Below are 26,385 nucleotides of genomic sequence, written 5' to 3' on the forward strand. Positions count from 1 at the left end.
CGCAGCTTTCCCGCGGCGCCTTCCCTGGAATTCCAACAACCTGCGATCAGCCAAGCGAAACCACTTTCCTACTCGCCCTGCCTGGTTTTATCGCTAGTTGGATTTCGGCCTGCTTGAGGGCCATTCCGTCTACATAACCGATGAGCTCCGGATCTTCGACGTGGGAAAGGAAGGCCTGCCGCACAAAGGCAGGCCTTTTGTATGGCAGGATAATTCCCAGGCAATCGCACTGAATGCATGCGTGACTGATGCCGGACATATTGGGGGAATACTTGCGCAAGAATCCGGGCCGAATGCTGGCCTCCATCGTTACCGCCGGAGCCCTGCTGCTTGGCGGGTTCACGGCCGCAGCCCCGGCTGAGGCCCTCGGGCCGAAAGCCACGGGGCCGAGCGCCTCCTCGGTGCTGAACACCCTGCCGGTCAAGGGCAAGGCCGCCAAGACCGGCTATTCCCGGGACAAGTTCGGACCCTCATGGAAGGACACCGATCGCATCGGCTGTGATACCCGGAACGATATCCTCAAGCGCGACCTCACCAAGGACAGGTTTAAGCCCGGCACGAATAACTGCGTCATCGCTTCCGGGACCCTGAAGGATCCCTACACCGGCAAGACCATCAGCTACGTCCGCGGCGGCAACAAGGTCGACATCGACCACGTCGTGGCACTGGGCCAGGCCTGGGTGTCCGGTGCCCAGAAGCTCTCTACCGCCCAGCGCACCGCCCTGGCCAACGACCCGCTGAACCTGCTGGCCGTGGATTCCTCCGCGAATCGGGCGAAGGGCGACCGCGAGGCCAGTGCGTGGCTGCCCAAGAACAAGTCCTTCCGTTGTCCCCTCGTCGCCACCCAAATCGCGGTCAAGAAGAAGTACGCCCTGTCGGTCACTCCCGCCGAGAAGGCCGCTATGAAGCGGGTCCTCACCTCCTGCCCCGGGCAGAAGACGGTGAAGGTCACCGCCATCAAGCCGGCCAGCAAGGCAACGCCGACGAAGGCCGCCAAGCCCTCCACTGCATTGAAGGTCTCCCCGGGTGCTTTCTGCGCCTCGTCCATGAAGGGCAAGAAGGGCATCGGCAAAACCAATGGCAAGACCTACACCTGCAAGGCGTCCTCCACGGACAGCCGCCTCCGGTGGCGGGCCTGATTGGGGGTTCAGGGGGGAAAGGAAGTGCACCACACGTGCGGGAGAACCCACAACAATGGAATTATCGGGCACGCCCTTCGTAACTACGGAGGCAGCCGCCCTCGCCCTCCAAGTGCGACGATGATCGAATGCAGAACAGGGCCGACTTGCTCCTTGAGGGACCGCGCGGGCGACGCCTATGCCTCGAGCTGGCGAAGGCGCTCAGCCCGGACGTCAGAACGGCCGCATCCAGGCTGGCATACGAACTCGATTCTGGAAGGGGCTCCTCAACAGTCCTGCTGACCGCCGGTCAAGGTGTTGCTCTCCCTCCTGCATCACCGAAAGAGTTTGCGGCAGCGATTGCTTCCCTGGATCCGGGTGCCCTGAAGGGTGTACTCATTCAATCGGCGCTGCAACTAGCCGTGGCGTCGGCCAGGTACTGGCAGGAGCCGGAGGGTGAAGACGTGCTCGCCGGGCAGCCCGACGTCGTCGGCGCCCTCTACCCCGTGGCCGAACAGGTCATGGATTCGTCGACGGGGCGGCAATGGGGTCTGCCTCGCCGGATCGAGCAGTGGGCAATTGACTGGCGATCGGCGGAGGATCCGTCGCCGCTGCCCAAAGACCCCCAGCGAACCTTGGCTGAGTGGGGACGTGGAGAGCGAGCCGAAGAAGCTCGGGCTGCGAAAGACCGGCCCGATGACCCCGGGGCACCTTGGTCCGGCACGTGGTGGTCTATCCCGCAGGGGTTGCTCCAGACCGTCGGGCAGATTCCGTCAGGGTTGGACCTCGTCGAAGACAGCCTTGGCGGGGAAGATGCCACCACCATCCCGGTCCGTGGAGTGGGGCGAACCTATGAGATCCGCACGGGGGATGACTGGATCCGCCTGTGCCGCGCCTTCCCCCTGGAGGTTACCGCCTCCCGCCGGCACGACTGGTACCGCACTACCGGACGGACCGGCCGATGGGTGATTCCGGACTGGGCACAAGTTGCGCAGGAATGGGATGCCGTCCACCTGACTGTTGTCGCATATCTCAACGGCGCCACGCGCCCGCTCCGGATTGATTCAGCCACGGCAAGTGTCATCGCAGGGTGGAACCCCGATACCACGATCTGGCTCACCGACGTCGCACGCGAATGGGAAGGGCCCCGCCAGACGTGGCATCGTGGGCCGCAAGACGGCTGCTGGTCTGCGGGGTCACCGCCGACCGAGCCATGAACCAGCTGGCGCCCGCACGGAGTGAGCTACGCCCCTGCCGAACCTGCGGGTCGCAAGCGACTTTTCAGAAGCTCGATTTCTTCTGGTAATGAGTTCCGTCCGTCGCTCCGCAATACGGTCCTCTAACTCTTCGATGGAGTGCACCCTCACCTTGCTGTGCGTCGGGTTGCGGCGCGCGTGTTTGTCCACGCTGCGAACCGCACGCCCATAGTCGCTGGCAATCGCTTCAACCTGCACTCCGGCAAGTGCGAGGAGAACGGCGGCGATCATTCCGGTCCGATCGCGACCGCCTGCACAGTGAAACAGCACCGCTCCTTCGGCGTGGGCTATCGTCCAGAAGATTTGGGGGATAGAAGGCAAGATTGTCCCGGTAGGACGCAGTGTGATCCAGCAGAGGTCCGCAGACCCGCATGAAGTCCTCGTCGTCGGGGTCCTCGGTCGGCAAGTTTGCGATCACCAGGTCTTCGAGCACCTTTTCGTCGATAACGGGATGATGCCGCTCCCTTTTGATTTCGCCGGGGTTTCGCAGGTCAATTACAGTGGTGAGGCCGGAGTCCAGCGCATCCTGCCACCCCTGGAGAGACAAGTACTCGCGCGCCCCGGACCGGTATAACTGCCCCCGGCGTGTTAGACCACCTGCAGGCAGCGGCATGCCGCCAAGGTCGCTGAGGTTGAACGCTCCGTCCCACGGTGTCCTGTTCACGACAGGGCAGTCTACAGATGAGCGATGCCGCACCCCCATACTTCGCATATGCTGTTCCGAAACCCGCCCGTCAGGTGGCAGGTCACGGCCATTGGGAAGAAGCAGGGGCTTATGTCGGGGGTCAAAAGGAAACGATCCACTCAATTCCTCAGCGTTGCGGCGGTCAGCGCAATGTTCATCGCAGTGGCCGGGTGTGCGGAAGCGACCGCGCAAGCAACACAGGACCTCCCGCCAGCAGCATCTTCCCCCGCGTCCACCTCGCTTCCACCCTCCACGCCGGCGTCCACCCCACCGTCCGACCCGCTGCCGGAACCACCCGCGGGCGTCCCCGGGTTTGTCAGCATGGCCGAGATTCCCGCTTTGTACCGGAACGCGCTCGATGACTTTCCCCATCCCCTTCCCGCCGGGGTCGATTGGCCTGCCGGCATTCCCGGCGGTTACGACGACCCGACCGGGCTGTATGAGTCGGGTGGGCTCGGCGAATCCATTGCCTCGCATTACTGGCGTTGCGCCTGGGAGGGTGAATTCCTTGGCGCCTTCGAGAGCAATGAGCAGGGCCGGCAGGCCGCAGCCCTTGCCATGCTCGACACTTGGGTTTCGGATCCGTACTTCACCCAGATTTTCGAAGACCCCGAGCAGGTGTGGAAGGGTTATGTGCTCGACCCGGCCAAGAGCGGCGATGTCACACGGATGAAGTTTGAGCACAGCCACTGCCCGCCCCTCGACTAGCCGGTCCGGGCGCTGTTCCGCCGGTTGGGATCCGCGATCACTCCCGCCCGGCAACCTACCCGTCGGCGGCGCAGAACAGCTGCAGTTCAGCTTCTCCGTCGCGGATGTAGTGCAGCCCTGTGAACCCGTGTCCCCCGGCGAAGCGGGACTTCAGGGAGGCGCCGTCCTCCAGCTGGTACAGCATGGTCGCCAGCGCTTTGCCGGACTCGTCGGTGATGGCCAGCGAGACGGCGCGGCCGTCCGGGGCCTCCCCCGTGTAGCTTCCGGACAGCCGGAACGAGCCGGCGATCAACTGCTGCCGGTCCCCCGTCGTGCCGTCGACCCTGGGCAGGACCAACTGGCCGGCTTCCTCTCCGGTGCTGCTGCCAAAGTCCGGACGGTACTGCGTGGTGCAGGTGATTTCGGCCGGTAGTTGCTGTTGCCCTGCTGCGCATGCCGTGAGCAGAAGGGCGGAAACGGCCAGCGTGACCGGGCCCCCGATCGCCCGCGGGCGGCGATGGTCCCGGTGCCGCCCAGTGCGGACCGCTTCACGGTGTGGAGTTGGTGCCATGCCAGCAGCCTAACGTCGCGGCCGGCAGGGGACGCCAGGAGCCGGTGCGCGACGCGCCAGGCCCCGGGCGACAAACCCGAGCCAATAGGCCGCCGCATTAAACGGCGAAGCCCGCACCGGGCGGTGCGGGCTTCGCCGAAGACTTGCGGGGAGAAGTGTTACTTCTTGCCGCCGAAGCCCTTGAAGCGTGCGTTGAAGCGCTCCACGCGGCCGGCGCTGTCCATGATGCGCTGCTTGCCGGTGTAGAACGGGTGGGACTCCGAGGAGATTTCAACCTCGATCAGCGGGTAGCTGTTGCCGTCTTCCCACTCCACCGTCCGCTTGGACGTCGCGGTGGACTTGGTCAGGAAGGAAACGCCGGAGGCCAGGTCGCGGAACACAACCGGGGCGTATGCCGGATGGATATCAGACTTCATAGTTGTACCTTTTCTACGCGCCCCTGGATTTTGCCAGCGGCTAGAAGGATGGAAAGATGGCAGCCCTATCAGGGCCAGCACACAACTCTACCGCATTCGGCGGGCTTACGTCGAAGTGACACGGCAGGCCCAGAACGCCACCGCGCTGGCGGCCGCGACATTCAGGGAATCCACTCCCGCACGCATGGGGATCATCACGGTTAGGTCCACCCGGTCGAGCGTTTGCTCCCTCACGCCCGCGCCCTCGGTGCCCAGCACCAGCGCCAGCTTGTCGTAGCTGCGCCGTTCCAGCTCATCCAGGGTGATGGCGTCCTCTGCCAGCTCCAACGCCGCCGTGGTGAACCCGGCGTCGCGGAGCGCGGCAACACCCTCCGGCCACTCCGGCAGCCGGGCCCACGGAATCTGGAAGACCGTGCCCATGGAGACCCGGATGCTGCGCCGGTACAACGGGTCGGCGCACTGTGGACTGAGCAGCACCGCGTCCATGCCCATGGCGGCGGCGGATCGGAAGATCGCGCCCACGTTGGTGTGGTCCACGATGTCCTCCAGCACTGCCACCCGGCGGGCACCGGCCAGCACGTCCTCGACGGGCAGCGGCGCGGGCCGGTGCATGGCGGCCATCGCGCCGCGGTGCAGGTGGAATCCGGTGATCGCCTCCAGCACCTCGGGCGTCCCGACGAACACGGGCACCTCGGGGAACCTGTCGATCACATCGCGCAGGTCGTCCAGCCACTTGTCGGTCAGGAAGAAAGACCGCGGGGTGTGGCCGACGGCGATGGCGCGGCGCAGCACCTTGGAGCTTTCGGCGATGTACATCCCCTCGGCGGGCTCGCGGCGGCGGCGCAGCGCGGTGTCCGTCAACTGCGCGTAGTCGGCCACCCGCGGATCGGCGGCGGAGTCCAGGCGCACCAGGTTCATGCGAAGAGGTTCCTGACCAGCACGAACAGCGCCACAAGGCCAAGGGTAACAATGATGCTGCGCAGCACCACCGGCTTCAGCCGGCGTCCCACGGCGGAGCCAATCAGCGCACCGATCAGCGAACTGATGGCGATGACCAGCACCACCGGCCAGTCGATCCGGTCGAACGCGAAGAGCATGTAGGAGATGGCGGCGATGATGTTCACGCCCAGCACCAGCACGTTCTTCACCGCGTTGGCCTGCTGCAGGGTGCCGTGCAGGAAGACCCCGAGGATTCCCACCAGCAGCACGCCCTGCGCGGCCACGAAGTAGCCGCCGTAGACACCGGCGAAATAGACCAGACCCAGCAGCAGCCACGGCCGCGGCCGGGTCCGGGCCTGCGCGGCCTGGCGGTCCCGCACCCAGGCCTGGAGCTTCGGTTGGAACACCACGAACAGCAGCGCCACCACGATCAGGAACGGGGCCGCCACGCCGAAGACTTCCTCCGGCAGGTGCAGCAGCAGCCAAGCGCCGGTGATCCCGCCCAGCAGTGAGGCCGGAAGCAGGATGGCCAGGGTGCGGCGCAGCCCGGCCAGTTCCCTCCGGTAGCCGTAGACGCCGCCCACATTGCCGGCGATCAGGCCCATCGCGTTCGAAATGGTCGCGGTCACCGGCGCATAGCCCAGCGCCACGAGAATGGGGAACGTGACCAGCGTGCCGGAGCCGACAATGCTGTTGATGGTGCCGGCCCACAGCCCGCCCAGCCCGATCAGGGCAGCGTTCAGCACATCCATGAGGCGGGCGCCGCCTAGGCGCGCTTGGCTACGGCAGTGTAGCGGCCGCCGTCGTGCTTGACGCTCAGCGGCATGTCGAAGGCGGTGCTCAGGTTCTCTTCGGTCAGCACCTCCGCGATGGGCCCCTGGGCCACCACCCCGCCCTCGCGCAGCAGCATGGCGTGGGTGAAGCCCGGCGGCACTTCCTCCAGGTGGTGGGTGACCAGCACCAGCGCCGGCGCGTCCTCGTCCCGGGCCAGTTCGCTCAGCCGCCGCACCAGATCCTCGCGGCCGGCCAGGTCCAGGCCGGCACCCGGCTCGTCCAGCAGCAGCAGTTCGGGATCGGACATCAGGGCCCGGGCAATTTGCACGCGCTTGCGTTCGCCCTCGCTCAGGGTGGCGAAGGTGCGGTTCATGAAGGTGGACATGCCCCAGGCATCCAGCAGCCGGAAGGCCCGGCGCTCGTCCATCTTGTCGTACTGTTCGCGCCAGCGGCCGGTCACCCCGTAGGCGGCGGTGACCACCACATTGAGCACCTGCTCGTGCTCGGGGATCTGGCCCGCCAGCGCGGCGGAGGCCAGGCCGATCCGCGGCCGCAGCTCGAACACGTCGACCTTGCCCATGGTCTCGTCCAGGATCCCGGCGATCCCGCGGGTGGGATGCAGGCGTGCGCCGGCGATCTGCAGCAGCGTGGTCTTGCCCGCCCCGTTGGGGCCGAGCACTACCCAGCGCTCCCCCTCCTTGACCTGCCAGTCAATGCCGTCGAGCAGGGTTTTCCGCCCGCGGACAACAGTGACCCCGGCAAATTCAAGTACATCGCTCATATCAGTAGACAGTAGGCTAAAACGCGTAGTATTCGCCAAACGCGGCGCCGGAGCCTGCCATGATGGATTCGGCCCTCCCCCAAGCTTTGCGTAGAACGGACTCACCATGCCCTCGCTCCTCCGTGTCGTCTCCTACGGCCGGGAACTCCCCGACGCCTACCTCGCTGCCGTGCAGGCAGCGGTCACCGGAGCCGGCGGGAGCATCAGGGAGCTGGAGAACGCGGCCAACGACCGTTTCCAGGTCACCGTCCTGACGGTGGAGTACGACGGCGGTGCCTCCGACGGGGTCGCGGCCTTGCGGGCGGCGCTGGCCCCCGTCCTCACCGACGACCTGGGCACGGCCGTGATGGACGCGTCGCTGGCCGGGCCGCAGCGCAAGCTGCTGCTCATGGACGTGGACTCCACGCTCATCCAGCAGGAGGTCATCGAGCTGCTGGCCGAGCATGCGGGCAAGCGCGAGGAGGTGGCCGCCGTGACCGAGGCGGCGATGCGCGGTGAACTGGACTTCGCCCAGAGCCTGCACGCCCGGGTGGCCACCCTGAAGGACCTTCCGCTCGACGTGATCGACCGTGTCCGTGCCGCGGTGCGGCTGACGGACGGCGCCCGGGAACTCGTGGAGGCTTTCCTGGCCGCCGGCCACGCGGTGGCCGTAGTCTCCGGCGGCTTCAGCCAGATCCTGGATCCGCTGGCCGCCGAGCTCAAGCTGACCTACCACCGGGCCAACCTGCTGGGCATCGACGCGGAGCTGCTGACCGGCACGGTGGACGGCGACGTGGTGGACCGGGCGGTGAAAGAGGCAGTGCTGCGCGAATGGGCCGCGGCGGAGGCCATCGACCTGGCGCAGACCATTGCCATCGGCGACGGCGCCAACGACCTGGACATGCTCGCGGCCGCCGGCCTGGGCGTGGCGTTCAACGCCAAGCCTGCCGTCCGGGCCGCCGCCGACGCCGCCATCAACATTCCCTACCTGGATGTGGCCCGCTACTTCGCCGGCGTCTGACACCGCCCGCGGAGTCTGACCCCGCCCGCGGCGGCCGGGCCCGCCATCCCGTGCCGGCCGGTTTCCGCCGGACCCGGACCCTACCGCAGGGCCACGTGCCGGAGTAGGGTCGGTTGAACCTTCCCGGACAGCGCCCGTGCTGCCGGCCTCCGGGCAGGGGTTCCCGGAAACTGTCGTGAAGGAGAACCAGCGATGGTCACGCATTCCACACCAACCGCCGCCCTGGATCCGGACGCGGCCGAGACGTGCCGGCGCCTGGCGGCGCAGCTGCGGGTCGACTCCATCCGGGCCACCACCCGCGCCGGCTCCGGCCACGCCACCTCGTCGCTCTCGGCAGCCGACCTCATGGCGGTGCTCCTGGCGAACCACCTGCACTACGACTGGCAGCGGCCGGAGCTCGCCGCGAACGACCACCTGGTGTTCTCCAAGGGGCATGCCTCGCCGCTGCTCTATGCCATGTTCCGGGCCGCCGGAGTGATCGACGAAACGGAGCTGCTCGATTCCTACCGGCAGTTCGGCGGCCGGCTGCAGGGACATCCCACGCCGGCCCTGCCCTGGGTGGATGTGGCAACCGGATCACTCGGCCAGGGGCTGCCCGTGGCCGTCGGCATCGCCCTGGCCGGCAAGTACCTGGACCGGCTCCCCTACCGGACATGGGTCCTCTGCGGGGACAGCGAGATGACCGAAGGATCCATGTGGGAGGCGCTGGACAAGGCCGCCTACTACCGGCTGGGAAACCTGACGGCGATCGTGGATGTGAACCGGCTGGGCCAGAACGGGCCGACCGCACTGGGCTGGGACCTGGACCGGTACTCCGCAAGGATCAGGGCTTTCGGCGCGCAGCCGCTGCCGATCGACGGCCATGACCTCGCCGCCATCGACGAAGCCTTCGCCACCGCGCGTGAGACCACCGACCGGCCCAGCGTCATCCTGGCCCGCACGGTCAAGGGCAAGGGCGTTCCCGCGGTGGAGGACAGGGACGGCTGGCACGGTAAGGCGCTGCCGGAGGACGTCGCCGCGACCGCCATCGAGGCACTGGGCGGCCCGACCAGGCTGCGGATCACCCCGCTGCCGCCGGAACCCGGCGACCCGGCCATCACACCCAACCCCGCGGCCGCCGTCGCGCTGCCCGCCTACACGGCGGGCGATTCCGTCGCCACCCGGACCGCCTTCGGCGAGGCTCTGGCTGCCCTCGCCGCCCGGCCCGAGGTGGTGGTCCTGGACGGCGAGGTGGGCAACTCCACCAAGGCCGGGGAGTTCAGCAAGGCGGCGCCCGAGCGCTTCTTCGAGATGTTCATCTCCGAACAGCAGATGGTGGCGGCGGCGGCCGGACTCTCCGTGCGCGGGTATGTGCCGTTTGCCGCCAGTTTTGCAGCGTTCCTCGTCTCCCGCGGCTACGACTTCATCCGGATGGCCGGGGTATCCGAGGTGGACATCCGCCTGGTCGGCACCCATGCCGGCGTCGAAATCGGCCAGGACGGGCCGTCGCAGATGGCGCTGGAGGACCTGGCCGCGATGCGGGCGATCCACACCTCGACCGTCCTCTACCCCGCCGACGCGCCCTCGACCGCCGGTTTGGTCCGCGCCATGGCGGACACTTCCGGCATCTGTTACCTCCGGGCCACGCGGGGCGATTACCCCGTGCTGTACGGGGAGGGCGAAGAATTCCCCATCGGCGGGGCGAAGGTGCACCGGGCTACGGACCACGACGACGTCACCCTCGTCGGAGCGGGCGTCACCCTGCACGAATGCCTGGCCGCGGCCGCCAGGCTCGCCGACGACGGCATCGGCGTGCGGGTGGTCGATCTCTATTCGATCAAGCCCATCGACCACCAGACGCTGCTGGCGGCGTGCCGGGTCACGGGCGGCCGGATCATCACGGTGGAGGACCACTATCCCGAAGGCGGGCTCGGTTCGGCCGTTGCCGATTCCCTGACCCAGGCGCGGGTACCGGACCTCAAACTGGTCCGGCTGGCCGTGGAAGGCTTGCCGACCTCCGGTGCGCCACAGGACCTGCTGGACGCGGCGGGCATCTCGGCGCGGCATATAGCCGCGGCCGCGCGCCGACTGGTCCGGGAGTAGTCGGGCTCTTGCGGGCCCTTAATCCTGCGCCTGCAGGAAGGACTCGGCCCCGCCCACGTATTCCGTGTGCCCGGAGGGGACATCGGCGGTAACCATCTTGGCCACTTCCGCGCCGAACTCTTCCACCGAGTAGAGCTTGCCGGCCTCGGCCCGGCGGGCCTCGATCGCGCCGGGGCGGGCACGGTCCAGCAGCGTCGCGGTCACGGTGCCTTCGATCATGTCGCCGGACACGACCACCAGCGAGATGCCCTTGGCCTCCAGCTCCGGCAGCAGTTCGCGCAGCGCGTCTTCGCCGGCGCGCTTGCTCAGGGCCACCGGCTCATACTCCGGCATGGTCGGCACGGTACGGATGAAGTGGGCCTGATGGCTGGTGACGAACACAACGCGGGAGCCGGCCGGCATCGCCTCGGCCGCGGCCTTGAGCATGTTCACCTGCGCGTCGCGGTTCAGGCGCAGGGCATAGTCCTCGCCCATGCTGGACTCCATGCCGCCCGACGCGTTGAGCACCAGCACATCGACGCCGCCGAAGTTCTGCCTGGCGGCCTCGACCAGCGCCTCGGCGCCCTCTGCCGCGGTGAGGTCGGCGGCAACGGCGACGGCGCGGCCGCCGGCTTCCTCGATCTGCGCCACTACCTTGTTGGCGCGGGGTGCCTTCTGGCGGTAGTTGACTACCACCGACGCTCCCTCGGCGGCCAGGAGCTTGGCCACCTCCGCGCCGATGCCGCGCGATGATCCCGTTACGATTGCTGCTTTGCCGTCCAGTGCGCCCATGGCTGCTCCTCGAGGTTCTCAGTAGTGGTCCGGTCGGGCGCGTTGTAGGAAACGCCCAACCGGAAAAGGCTTCGGGTTCCATCTTGCCAGTCCCCGAAGCCTTATCCGTTGTCGGGAGCCGACAAAACGCAGGCCGAACACCTGCCCGAGCTGCCTAGTGGCCCATTCCCAGTCCGCCGTCCACCGGGATCACCGCGCCGGAGATGTAGGCGGCTTCGTCGCTGGCAATCCAGCGCACCACCTTCGCGACTTCTTCCGGTTCGGCGAAGCGGCCGGCCGGGATGGACGCCAGGTAGTTCTTCTGCGTGTCCTCCGGCAGCACGGCAGTCATTTCCGTGTTGACGAAGCCCGGGGCCACCACGTTGGCGGTGATGTTGCGCGATCCGAGCTCGCGGGTCAGCGACCGGGCGATGCCCACCAGGCCGGCCTTGGACGCGGCATAGTTGATCTGGCCTGGCGACCCGTAGAGGCCCACCACCGAGGAGATCAGCACCACGCGGCCCTTCCGCAGCCTGATCATGCCCTTGGAGGCCCGCTTGATTACCCTGAACGCACCGGACAGGTTGGTATCCACCACGCTGGTGAAGTCTTCTTCGCTCATCCGCAGCAGCAGCATGTCGCGGGTGACGCCGGCATTGGCGACCAAGACCTCCACGGGACCGTGGGCAGCCTCGACCTCGGTGAAGGCAGCGTCCACGGACCCGGTATCAGTCACATCGGCCTTCACACCCAGGAGTCCGTCGGGAACCTCGCCGCTGCGGTAGGTGATCGCCACCTTGTCCCCGTTCGCTTCGAAGGCCCGGGCAATCGCCAGCCCGATTCCCCTGTTGCCGCCGGTGACCAGCACGCTGCGGCCGGGCTGCTGTTCGTTGCTCACTCTTACCTCCATCACGCTGCTGTTTTCCTATGGAATCCTAGCCCGGGATATCCGCCGCCCGGTCATCGTCGCGCGGCTTTAGACATTCCGGCCATCGTGGGAGAATTGATACAGCCCTGATGGAGTGTGATGAGCAAGCAGCCTGACGAGAAGCCGGAAGTCCTGAGCATTACGGACGTCCCCGAAAGCCATACCGATGAGATGCACCGGCGCATGGTCCAGTACACGCTCGCCATGGGTATCCGGCTGGCCTGTTTGCTGCTCTTTTTCTTCATCGACAGCTGGTTCCGCTGGTTCTTCGTGGGCGGCGCCGTTTTCCTGCCGTGGATCGCCGTGATCATCGCCAATGGCGGCAGCGACAAGTCGAACCTGCAGCACAGCACCGCCCTGCTGGACCAGGCGCCGCAGCCGGAGTTGGAGGCCCCCTCCGCCCGGGCGGGAGACGCAGGGGCAGGCCCGGACGACGTCCTCACCGGCGAACTGATCGACGACGCCGGGCAGGGACTGGATGGCAGCCCCGGCCCGTCCTCCCCGCCCGTCCGCCCCGCCTCCGCCGGGGACGGGTCCGGGCCTCACTCGCGCCCGGCCCCAGCAGCCGACGGGCCCCTCGCTGCCGACGCTGCCGCGCAGGAGGATCCCCAGGCCGACGACCAGCCGTCCGCGTTTCTCGGAAACCTGAGCCCCGTCACCAAGCGGCGCCGGCGGAAGGCGGCCGCGTGAATCTTTTGGACCAGCTCGGCGGCGGGCTGGCGGCCGACTCCCCCGTCTGCTCGCGCAAGGGCTGCCGTCAGGCCGCGCAGTGGCAGCTGCTGTGGAACAACCCGAAAATCCATACCCCCGAGCGCCGCAAAATCTGGCTGGCGTGCGGTGGACACCGGGAGTGGCTGCAGGACTATCTCATCCAGCGCAGCCTCTGGCGCGAAACGCTCCCCTTGGAAGGTGCCTGAATGTCCTACCGATTCCTGCTCAGCGGCAAGTGGCTGGGCTGGCTGCTGATCGTTGCCCTGCTGGCCGCGGTGTGCGTGCTGCTGGGCAACTGGCAGATGGACCGCCGGGACCAGGCCCGCGACGTCATCGCAGCGGTGGAGAACAATTACGACGCCGATCCGGTGCCGTTCAGCGAGGTGCCGGACATCTTCGCCAGCGCCGATGACGCGGTGGAATGGACGCCGGTGGTCCTCGCCGGCGAGTACGACGACGCCGGGCAGCGGATCGTGCGCAACCGCCCGCTGAACGGCCGGCCTGGCTACGAGGTACTTGCCCCGCTGCGCCTCCAGGACGGCAGCGCCGTCGTGATTAACCGGGGCTGGCTCCCGATCGGCAACAACCAGGCCGGCCATCCGGACACCGTTCCCGCCGCCCCGGAAGGCGACGTCACCGTCGTCGCGCGCGTCAAGCCAGGCGAAGGCCCGGTCAGCCGCGGTGCCCCGGAAGGCCAGCTCGCGTCCATTAACCTGGACGCCTATGCGGCCGAGCTGGTGTACCCGGTGCATACGGGCAGCTACGGCCTGATGGCGTCGGAATCCCCCGCCGCGGCCGTACAGCCCGTGCAGATCCCCAAACCGGCCATCGACGAAGGACCGCACCTGTCGTACTCGATGCAGTGGTACGCCTTCGGTGTGCTCCTGTTTGTCGGCTACGGCTATGCCGCCCGCCAGCAGGCGCACCACAGCCGGTACGCGGAGGAAGAGGAGGCGCTGAGCGGATACCACCAGGCCAATCCGGCGCCGCGCGCCGCTGCCCCGAAACGCCGGAGCAAGCGGCCGACGGCCGAAGAAGAGGAAGACGCCCTGCTGGACGCCCAGGGGTTCCGCACCGACGGCACCCTGCTCAGCCGCGACGACTGAACTGCAGCGCCGTCTATAACCTGAATTGCACGGCGCTTAGACACCTCGCTCGTTCCTCGCTCGGCGACGCGCTCCTTGGCAATTTCGATTGCGACGGCGCTATGCCCGGCATCAGGCCAGCGTGACCAGGTCCAGGTAGTCCTCATTCCAGAGGTCCTCGACGCCGTCCGGCAGCAGCACGACGCGCTCCGGGTTCAGGGCCGCCACGGCCCCTTCGTCGTGGCTCACCATGACGACGGCGCCGCTGTAATTGCGCAGTGCGCCCAGGATTTCCGCCCGGCTGGCGGGGTCCAGGTTGTTGGTCGGCTCATCCAGCAGCAGCACATTGGCCGACGACGCCACGATGGTGGCCAGGGCGAGCCGGGTCTTTTCGCCGCCGGACAGCACGCCCGCGGGCTTGTTCACGTCGTCCCCGGAGAACAGGAAGGAACCGAGGATGTTCCGCACCTCGGCATCCTGCAGGTCGGGGGCGGCCGAGCGCATGTTCTCCAGCACGGTCCGGTTCACGTCCAGGGTTTCGTGTTCCTGAGCGTAGTAGCCGATCTTCAGTCCGTGGCCGGGCAGCACATCGCCGGTGTCGGGGGTGTCCACCCCGGCCAGCATGCGCAGCAGCGTGGTCTTGCCGGCGCCGTTCAGGCCCAGGATGACCACGCGGGAGCCGCGGTCGATGGCCAGGTCCACATCCGTGAAGATCTCCAACGAGCCGTAGGACTTGCTCAGGCCTTCGGCGGTGAGCGGAGTCTTGCCGCAGGGTGCGGGATCGGGGAAGCGCAGGGCCGCCACCTTGTCCTGTGCGCGCACCTCGTCCAGGCCGCTGAGCAGGCGTTCGGCGCGCTTGGCCATGTTTTGGGCCGCCACCGCCTTGGTGGCCTTGGCGCGCATCTTGTTCGCCTGGTCCATGAGGACCTGGGCCTTTTTTTCGGCGTTGGCGCGCTCACGCTTGCGGGCCCGCTCGTCGGTCTCGCGCTGGGACAGGTAGCGCTTCCAGTTCATGTTGTAGATGTCGATGGTCGCGCGGTTGGCGTCCAGGTGGAACACCTTGTTGACGGTCGCTTCCAGCAGCCCGGTGTCGTGGCTGATCACGATCAGGCCGCCCTGGTGGTTTTTCAGGAACTCGCGCAGCCAGCTGATCGAGTCGGCGTCGAGGTGGTTGGTCGGCTCGTCGAGGAGCATGGTGTCGGCGCCGGAATACAGGATCCGGGCCAGCTCGACGCGGCGGCGCTGGCCGCCGGACAGCGTCCGCAGGGGCTGGTTCAGGATCCGCTCCGGCAGGGCCAGGTTGGAGGAGATGGCGGCCGCCTCGGCCTCGGCGGCGTAACCGCCGCCGGAGATGAACTCGGCCTCCAGCCGGTCGTAGCGGCGCATCGCCTTGGCCTGGACGTCGGCGTCGGTGCTGGCCATGTCCGACTGCGCTTCCCGCAGCTTGCGGGTCACCACGTCGAGGCCCCGCACCGAGAGGATCCGGTCGCGGGCCAGCTGTTCCATGTCGGGGGTGCGCGGGTCCTGGGGCAGGTAACCGATTTCACCGGTGCGCACCACGGTCCCGGCGGCAGGCATGCCTTCTCCGGCGAGGACGCGGGTCAGCGTGGTCTTGCCGGCGCCGTTGCGGCCCACCAGCCCCACCTTGTCGCCCTTGTCCACACGGAAGGACACCGCCTCCATGAGCAGACGGGCCCCGGCACGCAGCTCAAGATCGTTGACGGTAATCACAGTGGAAGCCTTTCGAAGGGGTGCGGGAGGGATGCCCGGGCGCCGTCCAGACGGGACGGGCGGAAATCAACCTTTCCAGTCTACCGGCAACCCAAGCCGTCCCCACCCCTCCGCCCCGCCCTGATCGGACGGTTATCCTTGGCGAATGAGTTTCTCCCGCGGCTCCCAGTTGGATACGTCACAGGTTCAGGACCGCCGCGGCGGCCTGGGCGGCAAGATCGCCATCGGCGGCGGCGGCCTCCTCGTCCTCATTGCCAGCCTCCTGGGCGTTTCGCCCGAAGTGCTGGAAGGCTTCGGCCTGGGCGCCGGCCAGGAACAGCAGCAACCGGGTGGTTCGGCCCTGCAGGAAGAATGCCGCACCGGCGCGGACGCCAACGATCGCACCGACTGCCGCATCGTGGGGACCGTCAACAGCCTCAACGATTTCTGGGCCGGCTATCTCCCCCGCTACAACATGCGGTACCCGGCCCCGCAGACCGTCCTGTTCGACGGCGGCGTCAGCACCGGCTGCGGCAGGGCCAGCAGCGCGGTGGGCCCGTTCTACTGTCCATCCGACCAGACCGCGTATTTCGACACCTCCTTCTTCACCGAACTGACCACCCGCTTCGGCGCCAGCGGCGGGCCGCTGGCCGAGGAATACGTGGTGGCGCACGAGTTCGGGCACCACATCCAGAACCTCACCGGTGCCATCGGCTACGCCCGGCAGGATCCCCAGGGACCCGAATCCGGCGCAGTCCGGGTGGAACTGCAGGCGGACTGCTATGCCGGGGTGTGGGCCGGCAACGCCACCGAGCAGATCGACGAACGGACCGGGGAACCCTTCATGCAGCCGCTGACCCAGCGGGACCTGCAGGACGCCCTCTCCGCCGCGGCCGCCGTCGGCGACGACCGCATCCAGCAAGCCGCCGCGGGGCAGGTCAACCCCCACACCTGGACGCACGGCTCCAGCGAGCAGCGGCAGCGCTGGTTCCTGCACGGCTACCAAACCGGTGACGCCGGCCGGTGCGATACGTTCTCGGCCCCGGACCTCGACCGACCCGCCTGACGCAGGTGCGAAGGCTGCAACTCCCGGACGCAGCCCGCGAAAGCTACAGGTCCCGTGGATCCACGGGGTCCGCCTCCCGGATGCCCGCGGCAAACGGCGGTGCACCCCCGGAGACCCCGGCCGGCGGGGTGCCCCCGGAGGTCCCGGCCCTGCCCTCGTCGGGATCCCCGGGCCCGAATCCCGGAAGATATCCGTCGGGCTCGCGGCCCATCGTCGTGTCCAGCAGCAGGAACACCATGCCCGCCCCCAGCCAGACCAGGATCAGGCCGATGCCCGTCATCAGCAACTCCCCCGGCCCCGCCGTCCCGGGGCTGTACGGCAGCCAACCCGTCGCGGCACCCCTGATGCCCGTCCAGAGCAGCCAGAAACCGGGGAAGGCCAGCCCGACCGTCACGGCGCCGGCGCCGATGCGGGGCCGCGGACCAAAGATGAGCCAGCCGGTCACGACGACGACGGGCAGCACGTAATGCAGGAGCCGGTCCGCCATCACCCAGGCAGCGGTCAGCCCGGCGGCTTCGGGAAAGCCCCCGAACGGGGTGAACTGGGCCAGGAAGACCAGCAGCATGGCCGCCAGGGTGGCGGTCCGGGCTGCCCGCCAGAGCCGTCCCCCGGCCATGGTCGAATCCATCAGCAGCGTCAGGCTCACCACAAAGACGAGCAGCGCGGCCTGCACCCCCGGGGCGCTGGCGTAGTTCCACCAGGCATGCGCGGGGGCCGCGCCATAGCCGGGCGCCGCCGGCACGGCGGTGATGCCGACGGCGAGGCCCACGACGGCCAGCAGGGCGGTCAGGCCGTGGAAGGCGGCGGCGACGTGGACCTCGTCATAGCGTCCCCGCCGCCGCTTCGTTGCCGCACTCGACGCACTCATGACCCGATCCTAGCCCGCGGGACGGCGTCAAGACAGGAGCGGACCGGCCACCCGAAGGTGACCGGTCCGCCGCCGATTCGTCGAATCAGATATTGAAGCCGAGGGCGCGCATCTGGTCGCGGCCGTCGTCGGTGATCCGCTCCGGACCCCACGGCGGCATCCATACCCAGTTGAGGCGCCACTCGTCCACCACGCCGTCCAGCGCCTGGCCGGTCTGCTCCTCGAGGACGTCGGTGAGCGGGCAGGCGGCGGTGGTCAGCGTCATGTCGATGAGCAGGGCACCGTCGTCGGCGTACTTCAGCCCGTACAGCAGGCCGAGGTCCACGATGTTGACGCCCAGCTCAGGGTCGATGACGTCCTTGAGCGCTTCCTCGACGTCCTCCAGGGACGTCTGCGGGGCATTGGCTTCTGTCATGATCAGGCCTTCGCTGCTGTCAGGTAGCGGTCGTAGCCCTCTTCTTCGAGACGGTCGGCCAGTTCGGGGCCGCCCTCTTCAGCGATGTGGCCATCCACGAAGACGTGCACGAAGTCGGGCTTGATGTAGCGCAGGATACGCGTGTAGTGGGTGATGAGCAGGGTGCCCATCGCGCCGCCGGCATGCACGCGGTTGTGGCCTTCGGAGACCACCTTGAGCGCATCCACGTCCAGGCCGGAGTCGGTTTCGTCCATGATGGCGAACTTGGGCTTGAACAGTTCGAGCTGGAGGATCTCCACGCGCTTCTTCTCGCCGCCGGAGAAGCCCTCGTTCACGTTGCGCTGGGCGAAGTCTGCGTCGATGCGCAGCTGGCTCATCGCTTCCTTGACGTCCTTGGTCCAGGTACGCAGCTTCGGGGCCTCGCCGTCGAGGGCGGTCTTGGCGGTCCGCAGGAAGTTGGTCATGGTCACGCCGGGCACCTCGACCGGGTACTGCATGGCCAGGAAAAGGCCGGCGCGGGCGCGCTCGTCAACGCTCATGGCCAGCACATCTTCGCCGTCCATGGTGATGGAGCCGGAGTCGACGTTGTAGCGCGGGTGTCCGGCGATGGTGGCCGCCAGGGTGGACTTGCCGGAACCGTTCGGGCCCATGATGGCGTGGATCTCGCCGGTGTTGATCGTCAGGGACACGCCCTTGAGGATCTGCTTGCTGCCCTGCTCGGTGTCGATGCTGACGTGCAGGTCCTTGATTTCAAGAGTAGACATCTGTCTGCTTTCTCCTTTGCGCCCGGTGCGGGCGGGCGCCGTTCACGTGATGGAAGTTCTTAGTTGAGGTCCGGGGCAGGCGCCCCGTTGAGGACGTTCGTGACGTCCACGTAGACACTGTCGCCATCGAGCGCCAGCGCGAACACCGGGACGGGTTCGAACGCCGGCAGGCTCAGCGGCTCGCCGGTGCGCAAATCGAACTGGGAACCGTGGCCCCAGCATTCGATCGCGCAGCCTTCGACGTCGCCTTCGGAGAGGGAGACGTCCGCGTGCGAACAGGTGTCCCCGATGGCGTGGAGTTCGCCCTCGGAGTCCCTGACGATGGCTACCGGGTAGTCATCGATCAGGATGCGCACTGCCTGGTTGACCTGTATGTCGGAGGCCTGGCACACCAGTTCGCCGCGCGGCGTCCCGCTCATCAGAGGTTGCCCGCCTCGAGTTCCCGCTCGAGCGCCGCATTGAGGCGCTCTTCGAGGGCGGGCACCCGGATCTGCTGAATGACCTCGTTGAGGAACCCGCGGACCACCAGGCGGCGGGCGACGTCCTGCGGGATGCCGCGCGCCATTAGGTAGAACAGGTGCTCGTCGTCGAAGCGGCCGGTGGTGCTGGCGTGGCCGGCACCTTCGATCAGGCCGGTCTCGATTTCGAGGTTCGGCACCGAGTCGGCGCGCGCGCCGTCGGTCAGCACCAGGTTCCGGTTTGCCTCGTAGCTGTCGGTGCCCTCGGCTTCCTTGCGGATCAGCACGTCGCCCACCCAGACGGTGTGCGCGTTCTTGCCCTGCAGGGCGCCCTTGTACAGCACCCGCGACTTGCAGTTCGGCACCGCGTGGTCCACGAACAGGCGGTGCTCAAGGTGCTGTCCGGCGTCGGCGAAGTAGAGGCCGTACATTTCCACATCGCCGCCGGTGGCGGTGAACCGGGTGGACGGCGTGACGCGGACCAGGTCGCCGCCCAGGCTGACGGTCACGTGCTTGAACTTCGCGTCGCGGCCCACGCGGGCCTGCTGCGAGGAGGCGTGAACGGCGTCGTCGGCCCATTCCTGCACCGAGACGACGGTGAGGTCGGCGCCGTCCTGCACGTCGATCTCCACGTTCTGCGAGACCGTGGCGCTGCCCTTGTGATCCAGCACGACGACGGCCTTGGAGAACTTTTCGGCCACGATGACCAGGTGCTGCGCGGACAGCTCGGTGCTGTTGCCTTCCACCACCACGGCGACGCCGGAGTCCAGCTGGGCCTCGGCCGGGATGGTCACCACTGTCGCTTCGCGGAAGGCCTCCCAGGCGGCGGCGGAGACGCGGTCCTCGGGGATGCCGGCGACGCCGATGCGGGCATCGGCACGGCCCACGGTCTCGACCAGGACGCCGGCCGGCAGCTCGGCGCCTTCGGGGCCGGTGACGGTGACGGCCGGGGCGGTACCGGTCAGCGCGTCGCTCTGCAGGCCGCGCAGGCGCTTGAGCGGCGTGAACCGCCAGTCTTCTTCGCGTCCGGTGAGCGGGCCGAAGTCTTCCGACTTGTACGAGGTCAGGCGGCCGGCGCGGGAGCTGTCCGGAACACCGACGCCGCCTCCGTGGCTGTGGCTCTTGGCGCTGTCGCCTGCCAGCGGGCCTGCGGCAGCGTTGGCCGGGGAGAGATTTTCGCCTTCCTCCGTGAATCCGTCGATGGCCGGAGCACCGATGCGTGCCTTCTCAGTGATCTCAGTCATTAACCTACGGATCCTTCCATCTGCAGTTCAATCAAGCGGTTCAGCTCGAGGGCGTATTCCATCGGCAGCTCGCGGGCGATCGGTTCGATGAAACCGCGCACGATCATGGCCATTGCTTCGTCTTCGGCCAGGCCGCGCGTCATCAGGTAGAACAGCTGCTCTTCGCTGACCCGGGACACGGTCGCCTCGTGGCCCATGGTGACGTCGTCCTCGCGGACGTCGATGTACGGGTACGTGTCCGAGCGCGAGATGGTATCCACCAGCAGGGCATCGCAGACCACGCTGTTCTTGGTGTTCTTCGCGCCCTCGCGCACCTGGACCAGGCCGCGGTAGGCCGAGCGGCCGCCGCCGCGCGCCACGGACTTGGCCACGATCGCGCTGGACGTGTTCGGCGCAATGTGGACCATCTTCGAGCCGGTGTCCTGGTGCTGGCCCGCACCGGCGAAGGCGATGGACAGCGTTTCGCCCTTGGCGTGCTCACCGGTGAGGTAGACCGCCGGGTACTTCATGGTGACCTTGGAGCCGATGTTGCCGTCGACCCACTCCATGGTGGCGCCCTCGTGGGCGATGGCCCGCTTGGTCACCAGGTTGTACACGTTGTTCGACCAGTTCTGAATCGTCGTGTACCGGACGCGCGCGCCCTTCTTCACGATGATCTCGACGACGGCGGAGTGCAGCGAGTCCGAGCTGTAGATCGGCGCCGTGCAGCCCTCGATGTAATGCACGTAGGAGTCTTCGTCGGCGATGATCAGCGTGCGCTCGAACTGGCCCATGTTCTCGGTGTTGATCCGGAAGTAGGCCTGCAGCGGGATATCGACGTGGACGCCCTTGGGGACGTAGACGAAGGAGCCGCCGGACCAGACGGCGGTGTTCAGCGAGGCGAACTTGTTGTCGCCCACCGGGATGACCGAGCCGAAGTACTCCTGGAAGATCTCCGGGTGTTCCTTCAGGCCGGTGTCGGTGTCCAGGAAGATGACGCCCTGGGCTTCCAGGTCTTCGCGCAGCTGGTGGTAGACGACCTCGGACTCGTACTGGGCCGCGACGCCGGAAACCAGGCGCTCACGCTCGGCCTCGGGGATGCCCAGCTTTTCGTAGGTGACCCGGATGTCCTCGGGCAGGTCCTCCCACGTCTTGGCCTGCTTCTCCGTGGACCGGACAAAGTACTTGATGTTGTCGAAGTCGATGCCGGACAGGTCGGCGCCCCAGGTGGGCATCGGCTTGCGGTCGAAGTACTTCAGGCCCTTCAAACGCAGGTCCAGCATCCACTGCGGCTCGCCCTTCTTGGCGGAGATGTCGCGGACCACTTCTTCGTTCAGACCGCGGCGGGCGTTGGCGCCGGCGGTGTCGGCGTCGGCCCAGCCGTATTCGTAGGTCCCGATGCCATGCAGCTCGGGGTTCTTTTCCAGGATTTCGGAAATGGTGGTGTCGGCTACATCGGTCGTCCCGACCGCGTTCCTCATGCTCTGATCCACTTGGTCCGTCATCACGGCCTCTCTTGCAGATTGATGGATACTCGTCTCGTGCCTGTCGCCGGTTCGACGGGTCGAACCGCAGACCTTGTTCGACCCACCGGGATGTGGGTCGTACACACATGTCCCCCGCTGGCCAGCGTGGACAGTCGCCTGACATCCACCCCGAGCAGCCGGGAAAAAACTTCGGTTTCGCTGTCGCAGAAATCCGGGAAATCCGCTGCCAGCTGCTGCACCGGGCAGTGCCCCTGGCACAGCTGAACGGCCAGCATGGTGCTGTGCGGCGCCTGGGTTCCCACCACGTTGGTGGACCCGACGAAGCCGTCGGCGCTCAGCGCCTCCGCCAGCGCCTTGGCCCGCTCTTCAATTCCGGGCCCTGCGGCCTCCACCACCGGGCGGTAGCGTTCTTCCATGTCCCGGTATCGGTTCCGCGCGAACTCAGCGACCGCCTCGCGGCCGGCAGCCTCGCCCAGGGCCGCCAATGCGGTGCGCGCAATATCCAGGTAGTCGTTGCCGAGGCGCGTCTGGCCCTGCCGGCTTAGAACGTACTTGCGGGCCGGGCGACCGGCACCGGTGGCCGAATTCGCGGTGAGCTTGACCTCGATCAGGCCCTTGCGGGACAGGGCATCCAGATGGCGCCGCACGGCCGCGGGCGTGAAGCCCAGTATCTCGCCGAGCCCGGCGGCGCTGACGGGTCCGTGTTCCAAAACGGCATTCAACACCCGGTCCCGGGTCCGCTCCTCGGACTCCGGTGCCTGGGCGCGCAAAGAAGCACTACTGGTCATGGAATACACAACACAATCATGACGTATTCTATTCCGCGCTACCAGTAAGGCAGGCCTTAGCGAAGCTTGCTCTGCGTCGACCGCTCTACGTCCCGTAGAATGTTCGGGTGCCTACCTCCGAACCCTGCCTGGACATCCAGGGACTCGTGAAAGATCTGGGACCGGTGGAGGCCCTGGACAACAAGATGATCCGCGTGATCGATGGGGTCCACATGCGCGCCTATCCCGGGCAGGTCACGGCCTTGCTCGGGCCCAACGGCGCGGGCAAGACCACCACCTTAGCCTGCGCGCAGGGCCTGATGCGCCCCAGCGGCGGGACGGTCCGCCTGCTCGGCCAGGATCCCTACCAGGCGGGAGCCGAGCTGCGCAGCCGGGTGGGCGTCATGCTGCAGGAAGGCGGCCTGCCGCAGGCCATCCGGCCGCTGGCCCTGCTCCAGCATGTTGCCGGGATGTACCGGGACGCCCGCAGCGTAGACGAACTGGCGGAGCGGCTGGGTATCAACGGCTTCGCCAACACACCCATCCGCAGGCTTTCCGGCGGCCAAAAGCAGCGGGTCGCGCTGGCCGCCGCCCTGGTCGGCGATCCGGAGGTCCTCTTTTTGGACGAACCGAGCGCGGGCCTGGATCCGCAGTCCCGGGCCGTGGTGTTCGACCTGATCCAGGAACTGCGGGCCGAGGGGCTGGGCATCATCCTCACCACGCACCTCATGGACGACGCGCAGCGGCTGGCCGACTATGTCTTCATCATCGATGCCGGCAGGACCGTGGTGCACGGCACGGTGGCCGAACTCACGGCGGCCACGGACGAGAGTGCCGGCGTCGAACGCCTGCTGACGTTCGATGCCGTCCCGGGCCTGTCCTTCGCCCTGCCCGAGCCGTTCGCCGCCGTCGAAAACGTTCCCGGCCGTTACATGGTGGCCGGCCACATAACCCCCGCGCTGCTGGCCGCCCTGGCGGCGGAGTGGGCGGCCCACAATGTCATGCCGGCCTCCATCCACATGGCACCGCGCTCACTGGAAGATGTCTTCCTCGATATTTCCGGGAAGGACCTGCGATGAGCGCCCCCGCCGCCTTGATCCGCCGGATCGCCCTGCAGGGCCGCTACGAGACGTTGGGCATGCTTCGCAACGGCGAGCAGTTGCTGATCGCCATCATCCTGCCGCTCCTGGCGCTCATCGGCCTGACCGTCACGCCGCTGCTGGACACCTTCACGGACGACAGGATCGCCATGGCCGCCCCGGGCGTCCTGGCCTTGTGCACGGTATCCACGGCCCTGACCGGCCAGGGAATCGCCACCGGCTTCGACCGCCGCTACGGGGTCCTCCGCTTCCTGTCCACCACGCCGTTGGGACAGAGCGGCCTGATCCTGGGAAAGATCCTCGCCGTGCTTGCCATCATGGTCATCCAGGTGGTGGTGGTGGGCGGGACAGCCCTCGTCTTCCTCGGATGGGAGCCCGCGCTCGGCGGCCTCCTGCCGGCGGCCGCCCAATTGGTGCTCGGTGCCGCGGCTTTCACCTCGCTGGGCCTTTTGATCGCCGGTACCGTCCGGCCGGAAGCCACGCTGGCGATCACCAACCTGCTGTGGGTGCTGTTGGCGGCGGCCGGGGGTATCCTCTTTCCGGTGGCCAGTTGGCCTGACGTTTTCGAGCCGGCCGCCCACGTGCTGCCCTCGACGGCCTTGGGCGACGCCCTGCGCAGCGCCCTGATCGACGCGCAGTTCAATCTCACCGCCTCAATCGTGCTGCTGGCCTGGACCGTAGTGGCCAGCCTTGCCGCCATCCGCTGGTTCAAATGGAGCTAAGTCAATGACCACCGCCACCCCGAAGTCCCGCGACCTCAAGGATCGGCTGCCCGTCTCGGTCACTCGAACCGTGCACGGGCTGGCCATCGCCTCGCTGGTATCGCAGATGGGCATCATCATCACCGGCGGCGCCGTGCGGCTGACCAAGTCCGGCCTGGGCTGCTCCGAGTGGCCCAACTGCGTGCCCGGTTCGATGACGCCGACGCCGGAGATGGGCATCCACGGGCTGATCGAATTCGGCAACCGCACGCTGACGTTCATCCTGGTCATTATCGCCGTGGCCATGCTCGTGTCGCTGTGGCGGATGCGCCGTTCGCACCGCACCCTGTTCGGCCTGGCGGTGGCCCTGCTGTGCGTCATTCCGGTGCAGGCCCTGATCGGCGGCATTACCGTGTGGACCGACCTTAACCCGTGGGTGGTGAGCCTGCACTTCCTGGCCTCGGCGGCACTCGTGGCCGTGGCCACGCTGCTGGTGAACCGCACCGGCATGTACCTGCGCGGCCGCTCCGCCGTGGCAGTTGCTCCGGTCCCGCGCATCCAGGCAACCCTGGGCTGGACCATCGCCGCTACCTCCGCTGCCTCCATCGTGCTGGGCACGATCGTGACCGGCACCGGCCCGCATGCCGGCGACGCCAGTGCCCCGCGGCACGACTTCAGCGCCGACCTGGTCACGCGGATCCACGTGGTGCCGGTCTACCTGCTGGTCGCGGCCATAGTGCTGGCGCTGGTGCTAGCCTACCGCCGCGCCACCTCCCCGCAACTGCGCACCGCCCTTTGGTGGCTGGCCGCCGTGGTCGTGCTGCAAGGCGGCATCGGTTACCTCCAGCACTTCACCGGCCTGCCCGTCGGCCTCGTGCTGCTGCACATGCTCGGGTCCGCCCTGCTGACCGTCGCGGCCACGAACGTCTGGGACCGTTCGACGGGCAAGTTCCCGCTCTAGTCCGGCCCGGCGGCGGGCAAGTTCCCGCTCTAGTCCGCCGGTCGGCGGGCAAGTTCCCGCTCTAGTCCGGCCGGGCGGCGAAGCCGCCGCTACTGTCCTGCCGGCGCCCGGTCAGCCGGGCGGAACGCCTCGATATCCTCCAGGAGGCGCGCGAGTTCGCGGCGGCTGCTCCCGGGCAATGGGTGCAGCGGCAGCCGCGGATCGCCCGCATCGATCCCGGCGGCCCTCGCCAGCGAGTAGAGATTGCTGAGTGGGCGCAGCGACGCGAAATAGGCCATGAGCGGGGCCAACGCGGCCCGTGCCGCGGCCGCGGTTTCCTCATCTCCGGCCAGCACCGCGTCGCGCAGCACCCGGTAATGCGCCGGCAGCACGGCAATCGGCCCGCCGTGCCAGGCATCGGCCGCGAAGCCGGCGTCGGCGATCAGCGCGTCGCCGCTCATGCCGTGGCTGAAGTCGCCGGCCTCGACCGGGAGCAGGCCGCGGAGTTCTTCATATCGTCCGCGGAATACTTCGGCGGAGGGTGCCGATTCTTTCACGGCCACGATGTTGGGTTCCGCGGCCAGCTCGGCCACGAGCTCCAGGCTGAAGCTGAACTGCGTGGTGCGGGGATTGCTGTACAGGCAGACGGGGAGGCCGGACCGGCGGGCGGCCGTAACACACTGGGCCGCCACTTCCTCGTCCGTCAGTGGATAGTAGGACACCGTGGAAACCAGGAGGCCGTCGGCACCGGCCCCGTGGGCGTCGTCAATGTTCTGCAGGAGTTCACGGGTGCCCACCGCGCTCACGCCGACGCACACCGGCAGCCCGGGCCGGACCGCCTTAACCGCCTCCACCGCCGCCGTGACGACGACCCGTCGTTCCGCGCGGTCCAGATACGCGAAGTTTCCCGAACTGCCCAGCACCGTGATCGCGTCGACGGGCGCCTCGCTCACGGCCGCGATATGGCGGATCAGCTCCGGAAGGTTGACGCCGCCGTCGTGATGGAAGGGGGTCACCGGATAGGCAATCAGGCCGCGGAAGGGATTCATGCCGCAATCTTAGGGCAGCAGGGCCGCCCCCGCAGGGCTCGGCACGGGCAGCAG

Annotated in this window: 30 protein-coding genes; 12 read left to right on the forward strand and 18 right to left on the reverse strand. The window is 67.8% G+C overall.

What is annotated here, in order from left to right; translation table 11 throughout:
* The first annotated feature begins 293 nt into the window (after positions 1 to 293).
* On the forward strand, positions 294 to 1,139 hold the full coding sequence (locus AC5RUH_RS03340; protein WP_494127881.1) for an HNH endonuclease family protein: 846 nt from the start codon (positions 294 to 296) through the stop codon (positions 1,137 to 1,139).
* Between the two features lie 401 nt (positions 1,140 to 1,540).
* Positions 1,541 to 2,335 carry a hypothetical protein gene (locus AC5RUH_RS03345; protein ID WP_494127882.1) on the forward strand — a complete coding sequence of 265 codons (795 nt, stop codon included), beginning with the start codon at positions 1,541 to 1,543 and terminating at the stop codon, positions 2,333 to 2,335.
* Here the strand turns inward: AC5RUH_RS03345 and AC5RUH_RS03350 are convergent.
* Together AC5RUH_RS03350 and AC5RUH_RS03355 are read right to left on the reverse strand one after the other, a co-directional pair.
* Positions 2,315 to 2,677: a tyrosine-protein phosphatase gene (locus AC5RUH_RS03350; protein WP_494127913.1), complete on the reverse strand. Its 363-nt coding sequence runs from the start codon at positions 2,675 to 2,677 to the stop codon at positions 2,315 to 2,317. The genes AC5RUH_RS03345 and AC5RUH_RS03350 overlap by 21 nt on opposite strands.
* A complete protein-coding gene (locus AC5RUH_RS03355; RefSeq protein ID WP_494127883.1) occupies positions 2,562 to 3,431 on the reverse strand; it encodes a tyrosine-protein phosphatase in 870 nt (289 codons plus the stop codon). The genes AC5RUH_RS03350 and AC5RUH_RS03355 overlap by 116 nt, the downstream gene beginning before the upstream one ends.
* Between AC5RUH_RS03355 and AC5RUH_RS03360 the strand changes: the two genes are divergently transcribed.
* Positions 3,381 to 3,767, forward strand: coding sequence for a hypothetical protein (locus tag AC5RUH_RS03360; RefSeq protein ID WP_494023119.1), 387 nt, complete (start codon positions 3,381 to 3,383; stop codon positions 3,765 to 3,767). The two genes, AC5RUH_RS03355 and AC5RUH_RS03360, sit on opposite strands and share 51 nt — an antisense overlap.
* 55 nt (positions 3,768 to 3,822) lie before the next feature.
* Here the strand turns inward: AC5RUH_RS03360 and AC5RUH_RS03365 are convergent, their stop codons facing one another.
* From AC5RUH_RS03365 to AC5RUH_RS03385, 5 genes are all read right to left on the reverse strand, one after another.
* On the reverse strand, positions 3,823 to 4,317 hold the full coding sequence (locus tag AC5RUH_RS03365) for a hypothetical protein (protein ID WP_494127884.1): 495 nt from the start codon (positions 4,315 to 4,317) through the stop codon (positions 3,823 to 3,825).
* A 158-nt stretch (positions 4,318 to 4,475) separates the two neighbouring features.
* Complete coding sequence (locus AC5RUH_RS03370; RefSeq protein ID WP_493978504.1) at positions 4,476 to 4,733, reverse strand: type B 50S ribosomal protein L31; 258 nt, start codon at positions 4,731 to 4,733, stop codon at positions 4,476 to 4,478.
* Between the two features lie 105 nt (positions 4,734 to 4,838).
* Complete coding sequence (locus AC5RUH_RS03375; protein WP_494127885.1) at positions 4,839 to 5,651, reverse strand: TrmH family RNA methyltransferase; 813 nt, start codon at positions 5,649 to 5,651, stop codon at positions 4,839 to 4,841.
* Complete coding sequence (locus tag AC5RUH_RS03380; protein WP_493999668.1) at positions 5,648 to 6,424, reverse strand: sulfite exporter TauE/SafE family protein; 777 nt, start codon at positions 6,422 to 6,424, stop codon at positions 5,648 to 5,650. Before AC5RUH_RS03380 ends, AC5RUH_RS03375 begins: the two co-directional genes overlap by 4 nt.
* Positions 6,425 to 6,438: 14 nt before the next feature.
* On the reverse strand, positions 6,439 to 7,227 hold the full coding sequence (locus tag AC5RUH_RS03385) for an ABC transporter ATP-binding protein (RefSeq protein WP_493999667.1): 789 nt from the start codon (positions 7,225 to 7,227) through the stop codon (positions 6,439 to 6,441).
* A gap of 106 nt (positions 7,228 to 7,333) precedes the next feature.
* On the opposite strand from AC5RUH_RS03385, the gene serB reads away from it, so the two are divergent.
* Positions 7,334 to 8,227: a phosphoserine phosphatase SerB gene (serB, locus tag AC5RUH_RS03390; RefSeq protein ID WP_494127886.1), complete on the forward strand. Its 894-nt coding sequence runs from the start codon at positions 7,334 to 7,336 to the stop codon at positions 8,225 to 8,227.
* Between the two features lie 192 nt (positions 8,228 to 8,419).
* Positions 8,420 to 10,309 carry a transketolase gene (locus tag AC5RUH_RS03395; RefSeq protein ID WP_494127887.1) on the forward strand — a complete coding sequence of 630 codons (1,890 nt, stop codon included), beginning with the start codon at positions 8,420 to 8,422 and terminating at the stop codon, positions 10,307 to 10,309.
* Between the two features lie 18 nt (positions 10,310 to 10,327).
* Here AC5RUH_RS03395 and AC5RUH_RS03400 read toward each other — a convergent pair whose 3' ends face one another.
* Entirely contained in the window at positions 10,328 to 11,080 is a 753-nt protein-coding gene (locus AC5RUH_RS03400) for an SDR family oxidoreductase (RefSeq protein ID WP_494025888.1), read from the reverse strand.
* 154 nt (positions 11,081 to 11,234) lie between these two features.
* A complete protein-coding gene (locus tag AC5RUH_RS03405; protein ID WP_494127888.1) occupies positions 11,235 to 11,957 on the reverse strand; it encodes a beta-ketoacyl-ACP reductase in 723 nt (240 codons plus the stop codon).
* Between the two features lie 129 nt (positions 11,958 to 12,086).
* On the opposite strand from AC5RUH_RS03405, the gene AC5RUH_RS03410 reads away from it, so the two are divergent.
* From AC5RUH_RS03410 to AC5RUH_RS03420, 3 genes are read left to right on the forward strand one after another with little or no spacing between them, the layout of a single operon-like run.
* The gene (locus AC5RUH_RS03410; RefSeq protein WP_494127889.1) at positions 12,087 to 12,677 is read left to right on the forward strand and encodes a DUF3099 domain-containing protein; all 591 of its coding nucleotides are present in this window, start codon (positions 12,087 to 12,089) and stop codon (positions 12,675 to 12,677) included.
* Entirely contained in the window at positions 12,674 to 12,904 is a 231-nt protein-coding gene (locus AC5RUH_RS03415) for a hypothetical protein (RefSeq protein WP_493999662.1), read from the forward strand. The genes AC5RUH_RS03410 and AC5RUH_RS03415 overlap by 4 nt, the downstream gene beginning before the upstream one ends.
* Entirely contained in the window at positions 12,905 to 13,804 is a 900-nt protein-coding gene (locus AC5RUH_RS03420) for an SURF1 family cytochrome oxidase biogenesis protein (protein WP_494127890.1), read from the forward strand. It abuts the gene before it with no gap.
* Positions 13,805 to 13,915: 111 nt separating this feature from the next.
* Here the strand turns inward: AC5RUH_RS03420 and abc-f are convergent, their stop codons facing one another.
* A complete protein-coding gene (gene abc-f, locus AC5RUH_RS03425) occupies positions 13,916 to 15,514 on the reverse strand; it encodes a ribosomal protection-like ABC-F family protein (RefSeq protein ID WP_494127891.1) in 1,599 nt (532 codons plus the stop codon).
* Between the two features lie 145 nt (positions 15,515 to 15,659).
* Here abc-f and ypfJ point away from each other — a divergent pair, with 145 nt between their 5' ends.
* Entirely contained in the window at positions 15,660 to 16,559 is a 900-nt protein-coding gene (gene ypfJ / locus AC5RUH_RS03430) for a KPN_02809 family neutral zinc metallopeptidase (protein WP_494127892.1), read from the forward strand.
* 43 nt (positions 16,560 to 16,602) lie between these two features.
* Here the strand turns inward: ypfJ and AC5RUH_RS03435 are convergent, their stop codons facing one another.
* The 7 genes from AC5RUH_RS03435 to AC5RUH_RS03465 form a co-directional block, all read right to left on the reverse strand.
* Positions 16,603 to 17,427 (reverse strand): Pr6Pr family membrane protein, encoded by an 825-nt coding sequence (locus tag AC5RUH_RS03435; protein WP_494127893.1) that lies wholly within the window; start codon positions 17,425 to 17,427, stop codon positions 16,603 to 16,605.
* An 85-nt stretch (positions 17,428 to 17,512) separates the two neighbouring features.
* Positions 17,513 to 17,842 (reverse strand): metal-sulfur cluster assembly factor, encoded by a 330-nt coding sequence (locus tag AC5RUH_RS03440; RefSeq protein ID WP_493999657.1) that lies wholly within the window; start codon positions 17,840 to 17,842, stop codon positions 17,513 to 17,515.
* Positions 17,843 to 17,844: 2 nt separating this feature from the next.
* Positions 17,845 to 18,606, reverse strand: a complete 762-nt coding sequence (gene sufC, locus AC5RUH_RS03445; RefSeq protein ID WP_493999656.1) for a Fe-S cluster assembly ATPase SufC — start codon at positions 18,604 to 18,606, stop codon at positions 17,845 to 17,847.
* A gap of 59 nt (positions 18,607 to 18,665) precedes the next feature.
* Positions 18,666 to 19,025, reverse strand: a complete 360-nt coding sequence (locus tag AC5RUH_RS03450; protein WP_493999655.1) for a non-heme iron oxygenase ferredoxin subunit — start codon at positions 19,023 to 19,025, stop codon at positions 18,666 to 18,668.
* Entirely contained in the window at positions 19,025 to 20,308 is a 1,284-nt protein-coding gene (sufD, locus tag AC5RUH_RS03455) for a Fe-S cluster assembly protein SufD (protein WP_494127894.1), read from the reverse strand. The genes AC5RUH_RS03450 and sufD overlap by 1 nt, the downstream gene beginning before the upstream one ends.
* The gene (sufB, locus tag AC5RUH_RS03460) at positions 20,308 to 21,792 is read right to left on the reverse strand and encodes a Fe-S cluster assembly protein SufB (RefSeq protein WP_493999653.1); all 1,485 of its coding nucleotides are present in this window, start codon (positions 21,790 to 21,792) and stop codon (positions 20,308 to 20,310) included. The genes sufD and sufB overlap by 1 nt, the downstream gene beginning before the upstream one ends.
* Positions 21,792 to 22,571, reverse strand: coding sequence for a helix-turn-helix transcriptional regulator (locus AC5RUH_RS03465; protein ID WP_494109226.1), 780 nt, complete (start codon positions 22,569 to 22,571; stop codon positions 21,792 to 21,794). The genes sufB and AC5RUH_RS03465 overlap by 1 nt, the downstream gene beginning before the upstream one ends.
* A gap of 98 nt (positions 22,572 to 22,669) precedes the next feature.
* Here AC5RUH_RS03465 and AC5RUH_RS03470 point away from each other — a divergent pair, with 98 nt between their 5' ends.
* The 3 genes from AC5RUH_RS03470 to AC5RUH_RS03480 are packed head-to-tail and all read left to right on the forward strand — an operon-like array spanning position 22,670 to position 25,303.
* Positions 22,670 to 23,620 carry an ABC transporter ATP-binding protein gene (locus tag AC5RUH_RS03470; protein ID WP_494127895.1) on the forward strand — a complete coding sequence of 317 codons (951 nt, stop codon included), beginning with the start codon at positions 22,670 to 22,672 and terminating at the stop codon, positions 23,618 to 23,620.
* A complete protein-coding gene (locus tag AC5RUH_RS03475) occupies positions 23,617 to 24,363 on the forward strand; it encodes an ABC transporter permease (protein ID WP_494076029.1) in 747 nt (248 codons plus the stop codon). Before AC5RUH_RS03470 ends, AC5RUH_RS03475 begins: the two co-directional genes overlap by 4 nt.
* Positions 24,364 to 24,367: 4 nt before the next feature.
* A complete protein-coding gene (locus AC5RUH_RS03480; protein WP_494023133.1) occupies positions 24,368 to 25,303 on the forward strand; it encodes a COX15/CtaA family protein in 936 nt (311 codons plus the stop codon).
* An 89-nt stretch (positions 25,304 to 25,392) separates the two neighbouring features.
* Here AC5RUH_RS03480 and AC5RUH_RS03485 read toward each other — a convergent pair whose 3' ends face one another.
* A complete protein-coding gene (locus AC5RUH_RS03485) occupies positions 25,393 to 26,331 on the reverse strand; it encodes a dihydrodipicolinate synthase family protein (RefSeq protein ID WP_494127896.1) in 939 nt (312 codons plus the stop codon).
* Between the last annotated feature and the right edge of the window lie 54 nt (positions 26,332 to 26,385).

Source organism: Arthrobacter sp. Y3223166 (assembly GCF_059090935.1).

What these genes read in the sequence shown, in the direction of transcription:
- AC5RUH_RS03340 (WP_494127881.1), top strand. Translation starts at nt 294, where the DNA reads ATGCTGGCCTCCATCGTTACCGCCGGAGCCCTGCTGCTTGGCGGGTTC.
- AC5RUH_RS03360 (WP_494023119.1), top strand. Translation starts at nt 3,381, where the DNA reads ATGGCCGAGATTCCCGCTTTGTACCGGAACGCGCTCGATGACTTTCCC.
- AC5RUH_RS03355 (WP_494127883.1), bottom strand. Translation starts at nt 3,431, where the DNA reads ATGGGGAAAGTCATCGAGCGCGTTCCGGTACAAAGCGGGAATCTCGGC.
- AC5RUH_RS03365 (WP_494127884.1), bottom strand. Translation starts at nt 4,317, where the DNA reads ATGGCACCAACTCCACACCGTGAAGCGGTCCGCACTGGGCGGCACCGG.
- AC5RUH_RS03370 (WP_493978504.1), bottom strand. Translation starts at nt 4,733, where the DNA reads ATGAAGTCTGATATCCATCCGGCATACGCCCCGGTTGTGTTCCGCGAC.
- AC5RUH_RS03375 (WP_494127885.1), bottom strand. Translation starts at nt 5,651, where the DNA reads ATGAACCTGGTGCGCCTGGACTCCGCCGCCGATCCGCGGGTGGCCGAC.
- AC5RUH_RS03380 (WP_493999668.1), bottom strand. Translation starts at nt 6,424, where the DNA reads ATGGATGTGCTGAACGCTGCCCTGATCGGGCTGGGCGGGCTGTGGGCC.
- AC5RUH_RS03385 (WP_493999667.1), bottom strand. Translation starts at nt 7,227, where the DNA reads ATGAGCGATGTACTTGAATTTGCCGGGGTCACTGTTGTCCGCGGGCGG.
- serB (WP_494127886.1), top strand. Translation starts at nt 7,334, where the DNA reads ATGCCCTCGCTCCTCCGTGTCGTCTCCTACGGCCGGGAACTCCCCGAC.
- AC5RUH_RS03395 (WP_494127887.1), top strand. Translation starts at nt 8,420, where the DNA reads ATGGTCACGCATTCCACACCAACCGCCGCCCTGGATCCGGACGCGGCC.
- AC5RUH_RS03400 (WP_494025888.1), bottom strand. Translation starts at nt 11,080, where the DNA reads ATGGGCGCACTGGACGGCAAAGCAGCAATCGTAACGGGATCATCGCGC.
- AC5RUH_RS03410 (WP_494127889.1), top strand. Translation starts at nt 12,087, where the DNA reads ATGAGCAAGCAGCCTGACGAGAAGCCGGAAGTCCTGAGCATTACGGAC.
- AC5RUH_RS03420 (WP_494127890.1), top strand. Translation starts at nt 12,905, where the DNA reads ATGTCCTACCGATTCCTGCTCAGCGGCAAGTGGCTGGGCTGGCTGCTG.
- ypfJ (WP_494127892.1), top strand. Translation starts at nt 15,660, where the DNA reads ATGAGTTTCTCCCGCGGCTCCCAGTTGGATACGTCACAGGTTCAGGAC.
- AC5RUH_RS03435 (WP_494127893.1), bottom strand. Translation starts at nt 17,427, where the DNA reads ATGAGTGCGTCGAGTGCGGCAACGAAGCGGCGGCGGGGACGCTATGAC.
- AC5RUH_RS03440 (WP_493999657.1), bottom strand. Translation starts at nt 17,842, where the DNA reads ATGACAGAAGCCAATGCCCCGCAGACGTCCCTGGAGGACGTCGAGGAA.
- sufC (WP_493999656.1), bottom strand. Translation starts at nt 18,606, where the DNA reads ATGTCTACTCTTGAAATCAAGGACCTGCACGTCAGCATCGACACCGAG.
- AC5RUH_RS03450 (WP_493999655.1), bottom strand. Translation starts at nt 19,025, where the DNA reads ATGAGCGGGACGCCGCGCGGCGAACTGGTGTGCCAGGCCTCCGACATA.
- sufD (WP_494127894.1), bottom strand. Translation starts at nt 20,308, where the DNA reads ATGACTGAGATCACTGAGAAGGCACGCATCGGTGCTCCGGCCATCGAC.
- sufB (WP_493999653.1), bottom strand. Translation starts at nt 21,792, where the DNA reads ATGACGGACCAAGTGGATCAGAGCATGAGGAACGCGGTCGGGACGACC.
- AC5RUH_RS03475 (WP_494076029.1), top strand. Translation starts at nt 23,617, where the DNA reads ATGAGCGCCCCCGCCGCCTTGATCCGCCGGATCGCCCTGCAGGGCCGC.
- AC5RUH_RS03480 (WP_494023133.1), top strand. Translation starts at nt 24,368, where the DNA reads ATGACCACCGCCACCCCGAAGTCCCGCGACCTCAAGGATCGGCTGCCC.
- AC5RUH_RS03485 (WP_494127896.1), bottom strand. Translation starts at nt 26,331, where the DNA reads ATGAATCCCTTCCGCGGCCTGATTGCCTATCCGGTGACCCCCTTCCAT.